Below are 10,950 nucleotides of genomic sequence, written 5' to 3'. Positions count from 1 at the left end.
CGTATATTGAACGCTATAATCGGACCATACGTTATAGTTGGCTGAGCAAGCATTTATTTGATACTTTGGATGAAGTACAAGATTATGCAACAAACTGGTTGTGGCATTACAACCATGAAAGACCACACCAAGCAAACAAAGGAAGGCCACCTCTAATGGCTGCTTAACCTCTACTTTTAACTTCGGTTATTTATGGGAGGATTACCACCCCTCATATACTGTAGATAAAGTAGGCATTCCAAATCGTAAGAATATTGCTAAAGCATTAGATACTTACAATGCGTATAGCCCTCAAGTTAAAAAAAACTTACATAGCTATATCCAAACCTTGGGCTTACCTATGGATGCAAATGGTAAATACACGATTACAGACGAAGAGTCCTTAAAGAATTTTGTATATGCCATCTAAGAGCGTTTTTACACAACACAAGCATCTACAGAAAAGCGTTTAGCTCAGGCTTATGTTCCAGTTTAGTATATTTATTTTTCATAGCTTCCGAATTAACACTAAATTTCAGTGAGATAAAAAGTGTAAATTTTTAAGTATTTTTTATTGAATTTTTACAAAATACAATACATAATTCATTAAGTTTTTGAAATATATATATTAATTATAATTTGGTATGTATATGCTTTTTAAGGCCATCATCTAAAGCAGAAAATAAATAAAAACCCTTTGTTTTGACAAAGGGTTTTTTATTGGCTGTGTGAAAAGTAGGATCGATCAATTGAAGAAAACGATAAAAACTTCAATGGAGATAGAATATTTAAATCTATATTTCCGATTATTTTTATAAAAAAGTACTGTTTTACCGATTTATCTCAGTTTTGTATTCTAGTTTCACAAGATAAGCAATCCCCACAACGCACTGAGGAATACAGAATGAGTTTAATCAATACCCAAGTGAAAGCCTTTAACGCTACTGCTTACCAGAATGGTCAATTCATTGAAGTGTCTGAGCAGGACATGATGGGTAAATGGTCGGTGGTGTTTTTCTATCCTGCAGACTTTACCTTTGTCTGTCCAACCGAATTAGGCGATCTGGCTGATCATTATGCTGAATTCCAGAAAATGGGCGTTGAAATTTATGGCGTATCCACTGATACCCACTTCACCCATAAAGCCTGGCACGATACTTCAGACGTGATTGGTAAAATCCAGTATCCGCTGATTGGCGATCCAACCTGGACTCTGGCAAAAAACTTTGAAGTGTTAATTGAGGCTGAAGGTCTGGCTGACCGTGGTACTTTCGTGATTGATCCGGAAGGTACCATCCAGATTGTTGAAATTAACGCTGGCGGTATTGGCCGTGATGCCCAGGAACTGCTACGTAAAGTCAAAGCAGCGCAATATGTCCATGCACACCCAGGTGAAGTTTGCCCGGCAAAATGGAAAGAAGGTGAAGCAACGCTTGCACCCTCAATCGACCTGGTCGGTAAAATCTAATCCAGTTGCATTTATCTTCTGATGAAAATCCAGAACTCCGGTTCTGGATTTTTTTTGTCTGTTGAAAGAGAAACCAAGCAGCATCCGGATGCGCCTGGATGATTCTATTCTTGCAATGCAGTATGCCAGATTTGCGCTAGCTGGCCGCACCGCAAAGGCTTAACATGAAACGATCAATTCTCCTTGCAGGCGCAGGACAGTATGAAAAAAATAATTGGTTTATATCGAAACAAAAACATGCACTGGGTCGGTGATGGTTTTCCGGTACAGAACCTGTTTGCTTATGACCGTTTAGGTCAGGCCATCAGCCCGTTTTTAATGCTCGACTATGCTGCGCCTTATCCGTTTGAGGCAACGACAGCGCAGCGTGGTGTGGGTTCACATCCGCATCGTGGCTTTGAAACCGTGACTCTGGCCTATCAGGGCGCCGTCACCCATCAAGATTCGGCCGGTGGCGGGGGCACCATTCAGACGGGTGATGTGCAGTGGATGACAGCCGGTGCCGGCGTGGTGCATGAAGAATTTCATTCTGCCGATTTTGCCGAAGCCGGTGGACTGTTTGAAATGGTCCAGCTCTGGGTCAATTTGCCAGCCAAAGACAAAATGACCACGCCGCGTTATCAGGCCATTGCCGCTGCCGATATTCCCCGAATTGAACTGGACGATGCCGCCGGGCACCTCCGGGTGATTGCCGGGAACTATTTAGGTCACACCGGGCCGGCACAGACCTTTAGCCCGGTCAATGTCTGGGATGGCAGCTTGCACAAAGATGCACAAACCTTTGTGCATGTCCCGGTGACTCACAATGTCCTGCTGGTGGTGCTAAAAGGCGAGCTGCTGGTGAATGGCAATCAACAGGTGCAGGACAGTTCTATCGTGATGTTTGCCCGCGATGCCGAGCCGACCATTCAGTTGCAGGCGCAGCAGGAAACACAGTTTTTAATTCTGACCGGTGAGCCATTAAATGAGCCAATTCAAGGCCATGGTCCTTTTGTGATGAACAGCAAACAGGAAATTATTCAGGCCTTTGAGGACTTTCATTCTGGTAAGTTTGGCCAAATTCCGCTGCAAAGCTAAGCATTCAGCGATCCTGCTGCGAAAAGAAAAAAGCCTCTGATAAAAATCAAAGGCTTTCTTGTTATTGCGCTGTTAAGTTTCTTGTTTTATCTCATTTGTATCATTATCTGTAATGATTTTATGTGATGTGGTTGTCATTCTTGTGTGGAGCGTATACTAGCGGAAAGCACGCACTTTGTAAAACAACTATTCTAAAACTGGTTAATTTATACCTATTGTTTTTAAATGATTTTTAAAAATTAATAAATAAAATTTCAGGTATTTCTTATATTTACACGGGGCTTGAAAATACGTTAAAAAATGTAACAGAAGTGGCATTTTAGAACTTTATTACACTTTGTAAAAAGGGTGAATCTGGTAGTTTTTAATAGCTCATTTTGGCAAGGCATGGTTCATAATTTCGGTCAATGTTTTCATTAACGGATAAGACGTTTTGGATATTGCAGTCATCGGTAGTGGCATGGCTGGGCTAGCTACCGCAAGAATTCTTAAAGATGCAGGGCATAACATTACAATTTTTGAAGCTCTGCCTGGACGTGGAATGGACAGCCACAGTACTGAGTTTGAAGGCGGTTTAATTGACGCACCGCTGCGGGTCATGAATCCGCATTTGTGGAAAAACACACTCAGTTTAGCCACCTATCTGGGTATTCCGACCTTCCCGGTACGGACCTATATGGCCTGTAGCTGGTTATTTGAAGACCGGACCGAAACCTGGTTAACCACCTCGCGTACGCGTATCGGGAATTTCCCGATTATCAATAACCGTAAAGGCTTGCAGCAATACGGCTGGCGTCTGGTTAAAGGCATGTTGCAGTTAAAAACGGCAATTGCCAAATTCTTCCGGTCGAAGAATCAGGACATTACCCTGGCTGAGTTCATCAACCAGAATGAAATTGAAGAAGTGTTCTGGCATGGCGCGGTAATGCCGGTGTTGTACACCATCTGTACCTGTAACCCGAAAACCATTGGCGAATGGCCAGCGAAGCCGCTGTTGACCTTCTTGCGTCAATTGACCGATGGTGATGCGCTGTTGCGTATTCAGGGTGGCACTCCGGCGCTGGTGAATAAGCTGATTGAAGGTATTCATATCAAGAGTGGTTCACCCATCACCCATATTAGCCAGCAAGATGATCAGGTCTATGTTAAAAATGCCGAAGGCGAAACTGCGGTATTTGACCGTGTGGTGGTGGCCACCCCAACCACCAATATCGAGAACTTCCTCGATCGTGAACAGTTTGCCGAAGATATTGCCTTGTTAAAGCAGTTCAAGTTTGAACAGGGCGAACTGGTGATTCATACCGATAGCACAGTGATGCCGCCAAAACGCAAAGACTGGTCGGTACTGAGCTATATGATGGACCGCAAGTTTACCCGTCAGCAATTTACTGTCTGGCTAAACTCGATTGAGCCATCGCTGGTCGGTAAAACGCCGGTGTTCCAGACCTGGCGTCCGGTCACGCCTATTGATCCGAAGAAAGTTATTTCTTCTGTCACCCTGACCCGTGCGGTGGTGGATTCAAAAACCGTGGCATTGAACAAAGAATTGCAACAGCGTCATAAAGTGGCTGATCGCAAGGTGTTCTTCTGTGGTTCATGGTCATGTGACGGCTTGCCAATTTTAGAATCAGCCGTGACTTCAGCCATGCATATTGCAGAAATTTTTGGTGCACCGTTGCCGTTTGTGGGCTTAAAACCTAAAGTAGAGGTTGCTCCCCAACTCGGCTACTAATCTATGCGCTGGCTTCAGGCAATTTTTCGACAGGCTCCTTCCCATAAATATGCAATCAATGCAGCGCTTTTGGGAGATCCTGCCGAGTTGCCCTGGAGCAATCTGGGCTATTGGCACTCATCTGCACAGGACTATCCGGCGGCGTGCCAGCAGATGGCCGATCATTTGGCCGAAGCCGTTCAGTTGCAATCCACAGATCGTCTGCTCGATTTAGGCTGTGGACAGGGCGCCAGCCTGTTGCACTGGCAACAGCATTATCAACTTTCAAATATCACTGCTGTTGAACTGCAAACGACCTGTGTCGAGCAGATTCAAGCGCGCTGGCCAGCACTGCCCATTTATGCGCAGTCTTTTTTAAATTTAAAAAATCTCATGCCTCTGGCACCGTTTGATGTGGTGCTGTGTATTGATGCGGCCTATCATCATGCTTTGAATTCATTTCTGGATGCCGTGCAACCGGTTTTAAATTCAAAAGGCCGTCTGGGTTTCCATACCCTGATATTGTCACCGCAGTTTTTAAATTCAAATACCTTACAACAGCACGCTTATCGTGCTTTATTAAAGGCGGCGGATGTGTCGTTGCCGGAACTGAAAACCGTAGTACAACTGGAGCAGTGTTTGCAGGAACGCGGTTTTACCCAGATTCAGATTGAAGATTTATCTGCACCAGTGTTAAACGGATTTGCCGAATATATCCAGCAGCTGCACTGGCTGCAGCACAGTCCAGGTCTGGACCGGATCAAGATTGCCATGACCGCAAAGCTGTGCCGACGTTTATATAAAGATGGCTGGGTGAGATATGTGCAAGTAACCGCACGCAATAAAGCAGAAAAAATAGCGTCATAAAAACAACAAAGGCCCACTAAAATAGCGAGCCTAAGAAAATGGTGCCGGCACACGGATTCGAACTGTGGACCTACTGATTACAAGTCAGTTGCTCTACCAACTGAGCTATGCCGGCATTGTGGAGTTGCATTTTACAGATTTTTAATTCGGGCGCAAGCGAAAAAATAAGCAATTAAAAGTAGGCGACAGGCGCTGTTTTATTTTTATCCAGCTCTTGTTTTCGCGCTTAAACATCGTGGAAGAGGCAAGTTTCTGCTCAAGACAACAATAGCTCACGTTCAGGGCGAGCTATTGTTTTGAATTTAAAATAAAGGGGGGTTAAGTGCCGCAGAGACGTGCTACTTGCTCCTTAAAATACGGTCTAAATCTTGTGCACATTCTTCAAGGGTAAAAGCCATATCGAGTTGCATTTGTGGTTTGAGTTCGTTGGCGAGAGATCTCCACTGCTCAATAAGTTTAAGGGCTTTTTGAATTTTATGTCGGTTGAGGTCTTTGGCGATGGTGGGGGTATAACCACCACGTTTGGCATTTTTAATTTGTTTGACATAATTTGCGCTGTTATTCATGCTCGCTCCCGAATAGCAGTTTTTTGACTGATTGGCTTTAAACATCTTTTTTGGCACGATTAAATGAAGAATATTTTTTAAGTTAAATAGTTTTAAACAGTTGTTTATTTTGCCTATTGTTCTCCTTGTTCTGTTTAGGTCTGTGTTTAACATAGCACAATGTTTGCTGCTGTAAAGCTTGCGAATTCTATGCCACTTTTTATTGTTGTAGCATGAGATGATGACTTTTTGTTGACATCTGTGGTTTAAAAACAGGTTGGAACTGTGGCAGGCTGTAACTTTCACATATATGCGGCAGGATGGCATAACCCGAAGATCATGCTTAACAACCCAAGAGATGAACGGGAAGTCAGAAAAATTGATGCTATTTTCAGCAAAGCTAGAGATGGTGCTGAAAAAATAAGCGCTTCAAGTCAATGAATTTATCAATATAGTTTTGAATTTAATAGAAAAAGTCTATCTCAGGTTTCCTGTTTTATCTGTGTTAAAAACTTGACCATCCATTTAAATTTTAGGGAAGCAGATGCGATAGAGGCTCTGCTTTTTCAATTGTAAATTTAAATTCAAAAGCCGATGAATTTAAAACTTAGCGGATGTATTCAGGCTCAAGTTTTTAAATTCAAAAAAATAAAAGTACTGTTGTTATTTTAAAATCTAATCCAGAAACAATCAGATAATTTCACTGTCTGGAACTGAATAATTTTGAAAAAGCAGAAAAGTCGAAGCATAAAAAAAGACCCAAATTTTACAATTTGAGTCTTTTTAAACATTCTGGCGGTGAGAGAGGGATTCGAACCCTCGATACGCGTCAACGTATACACACTTTCCAGGCGTGCTCCTTCAGCCACTCGGACACCTCACCATAGGCCGTGGATAATACCCAAAAAAAGTCACTCTGCCAAGCTGAAACAATTGATTTGCGGAAAAACTTTTGGGCTGGTGCTATTATGCGCAAAAATACGGTCTATCCATGAAGACATTCTATGCAAAGTACTGCAAAAAAAGCCGCCCTGCCTGTGATTACCCTCGCGGCACTGGGCGTAGTTTTTGGTGACATTGGAACGAGTCCACTCTATGCCTTGCGTCAATGTTTCCTGACCGCACATCTGGCCATTTCTGAAGGCAGTGTTCTGGGGATTTTATCGCTGATCTTCTGGTGCATGATGCTGACCATCAGCTTTAAATACGTCACCATCATCATGCGCGCAGACAACAACGGTGAAGGCGGAATCATGTCGCTGCTGGCCTTAAACCTGCGTACCACCCGTATTTCTGAACAGAAGAAAATCTACCTGATTGCACTGGGCTTTATTGGTGCATCGCTGTTTTTTGGTGATGGGATTATTACCCCGGCCATTTCGGTGCTGTCGGCGATTGAAGGGCTGAGTATTGCCACCCCGATGTTTAACCAGTGGCTGATTCCCTTATCTATCGGGATTCTGGCTGGACTGTTTCTGGTACAGCGTCATGGCACTGGCATCATGGGCACCTTCTTTGGGCCGTTGACCCTGCTCTGGTTCCTGTCGATTGGCGGGGTAGGGCTGTGGAGCATTATCCAGACGCCGTATGTGCTGGCGATGGTTAGTCCGCACTGGGCCATTAACTTTGTGCTGGAACAGCCTTATGTGGCCTTTTTAACCATGGGCGCGGTGATTCTGACCATGACCGGTGGTGAAGCGATTTATGCCGATATGGGCCATTTTGGCCGCTTGCCAATCCGGATGGCCTGGTTTGTGATTGTGCTGCCATGTCTGTTATTGAATTACGCTGGACAGGGTGCCTTGTTGCTGCGTGATCCGGATGCGATTACCAATCCTTTCTATCTGCTGGTGCCGGACTGGGGTCTGTATCCGATGATTGCGCTGGCCACGGCTGCGGCGGTGATTGCCTCACAGGCGGTGATTACTGGCGTATTTTCGATGGTCAATCAGGCTATTCAGCTGCGTTATTTGCCGCGTTTATCGGTCAAACATACCTCAGAAGTGGAACAGGGCCAGATTTATCTGCCGTTCATTAACTGGGTACTGTTTGTATCGGTGGTGATTCTGATTCTGCTGTTTGAAAACAGTGCCAATCTGGCCAGTGCCTATGGCGTAGCGGTGACCATGACCATGCTCTGCGGCACCATTTTAATTTCCATTCTGGCCTATGGTTTCTGGCGCTGGCCGGTGTGGAAAGTGCTGCTGTTTGCACTGCCTTTTTTAATTCTGGATCTGATTTTTGTCGGTTCAACCTCACTGAAAATTGTCGCCGGTGGCTGGGTACCAATTTTAATTGGTGCCATTGTATTTACCCTCCTGATGACCTGGAAAGATGGCCGTGCCTTGCTGATTCATCATCTGGAAAAAGATGCCTTGCCGATTGAGCTGTTTATTAAAAGTATCAGCATGGGCAATGACACCAAATTTGTGCCGGGCGAAGCGGTATTCTTGACTGGTACGCCGAATATCGTGCCACATGCGATGCTGCATAACATCAAGCACAATAAGGTGTTGCATGAGCGCAATATTATGGTGACGGTGGTGACGCGCGATATTCCGTATGTGCCGCAAGAAGAGCGGGTGCAGATTGAACGGCTAGATGAACGTTTTTACCGGATTTTTATCTATTACGGTTTTAAAGATCAGCCGAATATTCCGCGCGCGTTAAAGCAGGCCTATGATGAATTGGGCTTTGAATTCGACATGATGCAAATGAGCTTCTTTATTTCACGTGAACGCATTATCAGCACAGTCGGCGAAGGCATGGCACCGTGGCGGGAAAAGCTGTTTATTTCGATGCAGCGCAATACCAGTCCGGTCAGTGACTTCTACCAGATTCCGACCAACCGGGTTGTGGAGCTGGGCAGTCAAATCCAGATCTGATGCAACGGCGTGGTCTCAACGCAACTGCAATAAAAAAACCAGAGCATAGCTCTGGTTTTTTTGGAGGATAAAAGCCTAAAACAGGTCTTTAATTGGCTTCATTCAGGCTTGGGGCTTCAGGTAAGGCTTGAACAGGCGCTTGCATTTGCTCGGCGCCAGCTTCAGGTGCGGCCTGAATAGCAGGGTCTGCCATTGGTGCTGCTTCTGGTGCAGCGGCTAAGGCTTCCTGGGTAACATCGGTTTCGGCTTCTATACCATTCACCGGCGCTTCAGCTGAGGAGTCCATCATGGGCGCTGCATTTTGGGCGGCTTCCGCTGCAGGTGCAGTCAACTCTGCTGCGGGTGGTTCAGTAATAGGCTGTGCGCCCTGGGCCAACGGATCAGTTGACTGGCCAGCCGGTACCGGTTGTGAGGTCAGCGCTGATGCATCGGGTGCAACCGCTTGTGCCGGGGCATCATGGCCTGGCGCCTGGGCGGGTGCATCTGCCGGAATCACATCCAGCTGCGGATTGGTCGGCATCGGCTGAACCACTTGCGGATTGGCTTCAGAGACAATGCGCACCTGACCGCTGGCCACGATATCCTGCAATGAACCCGGCTGACCATTAACCGTGGTCACCACTTTGGCTTTCGATAAGCTTTCCAGGGTATCACCCGGTTGAATGGGAGGTTCGGCAAAGGCAGTTGCACTCATTAAACCGGTAATCAGGCCGGCACCCAGTAATTTGGAATACATAGATTCCTCCATCAAATTTTTATCACACGATTTTTTCGTGAACTACCTTGGCATATAACACTGGCCTGACGCAACGCAGCACACTGAAAGCCATCCAGACTTATCATAAACTGTGTTAAAACTCTGACAGACTGTTACACAGTCACCGCCTGTACAGCGGTTTATTGTCTAATTGTTAAGCGAACAACAGCCAGAACATATACAAGCTGCAGACCCCTTGTTAAGCTCGGCCAATATGTGATTCTTATAGTTTTTAGCAGTGTAATGGCCAGAAAAAAGCGCAGTACAAATCCGCCTCTCTTTCCCTTTTTTCATCAAGGAAGTTTAAAAGTTGTTTTAGGTGTGGTGGCCGCTGGCAGTTTTGCGATTGCCTTTGGACAGGAAAAAATCAGCCAGTGGATGTCCTTGACACCAAGCACTTCGAATAGTGCCTGTCTGGAACAGTTTTACCGCGATGTGCCGCCGTATTTAATTAAAGACAGCCTGCGCAAAGACAGTTATCCGCTGTGTTTTAATGGTTTTAATGTGATGTATTCCGGCGTGTCCAAAACTCCGCTGTGGGTGGCAGAAAGTCTGACCCCGGCGCGTTTAAGCCAGAAAATTCCACGTGAAGACAGTTTTCATGAAGAAGAGCGGGTGAGAGAGCAGCACCGCGCGACCTTAGCGGATTATCGCGGTTCAGGCTATGACCGCGGACATATGGCGCCAAATGCCGATATGTCCAATAAAGCGGCACAATACGACAGCTTCTCGCTGGCCAATATGGTGCCACAAGCGCCGAAGAATAATCAGCAGGTCTGGCGTGAACTGGAAGAAGCCACCCGTGCGCTGGTGACCAAGCATAAACAGGATGTGTATGTCATCACCGGGCCGACTTTTAGTGGCAAAAAACTGAAAGCGATTGGTAATGGGGTGATTGTTCCGACCTCGGTGTATAAAGCCATTTACTTACCTAAAACCGGCGCAATTGGCGCCTACTACGCACCGAATGACAATTCCCTGCAGGTCAAGGTGGTCAGCGTCTGTTATTTAGAAGAACAGTTAGGCATTAACCTGTTTCCGCAGCTGACCGAAGAGCAAAAACGCAATACCTATAAATTGCCGCTGACCGCCAACGCAGTAAAAGCCAATAAACCACTGGAATATTCGCATTGGGATGCAGAAAGTCAGTGTGCTGAAGATGTTGCCCCGGAGCAGCTACAGGCCTTACAGCGTCAGTTTAAATCTGGCGGTAGCACGGCCACTGCCAGTGGTACAACCCTGGATGCTGAAACTCAGGATGCCATCATTAAGCAGTTGATTGAGGCCTTGTTGCACTATATCTTACAGTTAATGAATAAAAGCTGATCAGCACATATAAACGGCAGGATGAGCAATTGATCCTGCCACAACAACCAGCATTACGGCCGAGGTGGGTATGTTTAAACCGTTTCAACATGGGACAGAATCTCATGCCATTCATGATCTGACTGTCGAGAATGATCTGGACTGCGTGAATGTCTATGGCAATTTACAGCTCACCAAGGACCAGGCGGGTCTGGCTGCGGCTAAAGCCTTGCAGGCACTGCTGAATGAGGTGGTTGCGGCTCTGGAAAAAGAGCCAAATCTGCCTGAAAAAGTCCAGCGTACCGAAGTACGGGAAATCGAAAATCCTTTTCTTTGACATTCTTCCTGTCTTAGAG

10 protein-coding genes and 2 tRNA genes are annotated in these 10,950 nt (G+C 45.7%); 8 read left to right on the top strand and 4 right to left on the bottom strand.

Features of this window, described 5'->3' with window-relative positions; all coding sequences use genetic code 11:
* The 5 genes from FTT89_RS05765 to FTT89_RS05745 form a co-directional block, all read left to right on the top strand.
* Positions 1-167: integrase core domain-containing protein (locus FTT89_RS05765; protein WP_180047395.1), on the top strand; the 167-nt coding region annotated here is incomplete at its 5' end.
* A gap of 716 nt (positions 168-883) precedes the next feature.
* The gene (ahpC, locus tag FTT89_RS05760; RefSeq protein WP_016658414.1) at positions 884-1,447 is read left to right on the top strand and encodes an alkyl hydroperoxide reductase subunit C; all 564 of its coding nucleotides are present in this window, start codon (positions 884-886) and stop codon (positions 1,445-1,447) included.
* A 201-nt stretch (positions 1,448-1,648) separates the two neighbouring features.
* Positions 1,649-2,524 (top strand): pirin family protein, encoded by an 876-nt coding sequence (locus FTT89_RS05755; protein ID WP_180172761.1) that lies wholly within the window; start codon positions 1,649-1,651, stop codon positions 2,522-2,524.
* Positions 2,525-2,957: 433 nt separating this feature from the next.
* Entirely contained in the window at positions 2,958-4,256 is a 1,299-nt protein-coding gene (locus FTT89_RS05750; protein WP_034598019.1) for an FAD-dependent oxidoreductase, read from the top strand.
* Between the two features lie 3 nt (positions 4,257-4,259).
* The gene (locus FTT89_RS05745) at positions 4,260-5,102 is read left to right on the top strand and encodes a cyclopropane-fatty-acyl-phospholipid synthase family protein (RefSeq protein WP_180172760.1); all 843 of its coding nucleotides are present in this window, start codon (positions 4,260-4,262) and stop codon (positions 5,100-5,102) included.
* A 39-nt stretch (positions 5,103-5,141) separates the two neighbouring features.
* Here the strand turns inward: FTT89_RS05745 and FTT89_RS05740 are convergent.
* The 3 genes from FTT89_RS05740 to FTT89_RS05730 form a co-directional block, all read right to left on the bottom strand.
* A tRNA-Thr gene (locus FTT89_RS05740) sits at positions 5,142-5,217 on the bottom strand.
* 223 nt (positions 5,218-5,440) lie between these two features.
* Positions 5,441-5,668, bottom strand: coding sequence for a hypothetical protein (locus FTT89_RS05735; RefSeq protein ID WP_005180651.1), 228 nt, complete (start codon positions 5,666-5,668; stop codon positions 5,441-5,443).
* Positions 5,669-6,440: 772 nt separating this feature from the next.
* Positions 6,441-6,530: transfer RNA gene (locus tag FTT89_RS05730), tRNA-Ser, on the bottom strand.
* 121 nt (positions 6,531-6,651) lie between these two features.
* Here FTT89_RS05730 and FTT89_RS05725 point away from each other — a divergent pair.
* Positions 6,652-8,532, top strand: a complete 1,881-nt coding sequence (locus FTT89_RS05725; protein WP_104490119.1) for a potassium transporter Kup — start codon at positions 6,652-6,654, stop codon at positions 8,530-8,532.
* Positions 8,533-8,620: 88 nt separating this feature from the next.
* On the opposite strand, the gene FTT89_RS05720 is transcribed toward FTT89_RS05725, so the two are convergent.
* Positions 8,621-9,268: a hypothetical protein gene (locus FTT89_RS05720; RefSeq protein ID WP_160255422.1), complete on the bottom strand. Its 648-nt coding sequence runs from the start codon at positions 9,266-9,268 to the stop codon at positions 8,621-8,623.
* Between the two features lie 264 nt (positions 9,269-9,532).
* On the opposite strand from FTT89_RS05720, the gene FTT89_RS05715 reads away from it, so the two are divergent.
* Positions 9,533-10,615, top strand: coding sequence for a DNA/RNA non-specific endonuclease (locus FTT89_RS05715; RefSeq protein ID WP_005180613.1), 1,083 nt, complete (start codon positions 9,533-9,535; stop codon positions 10,613-10,615).
* A 70-nt stretch (positions 10,616-10,685) separates the two neighbouring features.
* Positions 10,686-10,931, top strand: coding sequence for a hypothetical protein (locus FTT89_RS05710; RefSeq protein ID WP_005180612.1), 246 nt, complete (start codon positions 10,686-10,688; stop codon positions 10,929-10,931).
* Positions 10,932-10,950: the final 19 nt, after the last annotated feature.

Origin of the sequence: Acinetobacter sp. YH01025, from assembly GCF_013420185.1 — a bacterium.
Classification (GTDB): Bacteria; Pseudomonadota; Gammaproteobacteria; order Pseudomonadales; family Moraxellaceae; genus Acinetobacter; species Acinetobacter indicus.
The sequence above is the reverse complement of the archived record's forward strand: the minus strand, read 5'-3'. Positions and strand labels throughout refer to the sequence as shown.

Bases quoted from the DNA above. Each gene is read 5' to 3' on its own strand.
- ahpC (WP_016658414.1), top strand. From the start codon at position 884: ATGAGTTTAATCAATACCCAAGTGAAAGCCTTTAACGCTACTGCTTAC.
- FTT89_RS05755 (WP_180172761.1), top strand. From the start codon at position 1,649: ATGAAAAAAATAATTGGTTTATATCGAAACAAAAACATGCACTGGGTC.
- FTT89_RS05745 (WP_180172760.1), top strand. From the start codon at position 4,260: ATGCGCTGGCTTCAGGCAATTTTTCGACAGGCTCCTTCCCATAAATAT.
- FTT89_RS05735 (WP_005180651.1), bottom strand. From the start codon at position 5,668: ATGAATAACAGCGCAAATTATGTCAAACAAATTAAAAATGCCAAACGT.
- FTT89_RS05725 (WP_104490119.1), top strand. From the start codon at position 6,652: ATGCAAAGTACTGCAAAAAAAGCCGCCCTGCCTGTGATTACCCTCGCG.
- FTT89_RS05720 (WP_160255422.1), bottom strand. From the start codon at position 9,268: ATGTATTCCAAATTACTGGGTGCCGGCCTGATTACCGGTTTAATGAGT.
- FTT89_RS05715 (WP_005180613.1), top strand. From the start codon at position 9,533: ATGGCCAGAAAAAAGCGCAGTACAAATCCGCCTCTCTTTCCCTTTTTT.
- FTT89_RS05710 (WP_005180612.1), top strand. From the start codon at position 10,686: ATGTTTAAACCGTTTCAACATGGGACAGAATCTCATGCCATTCATGAT.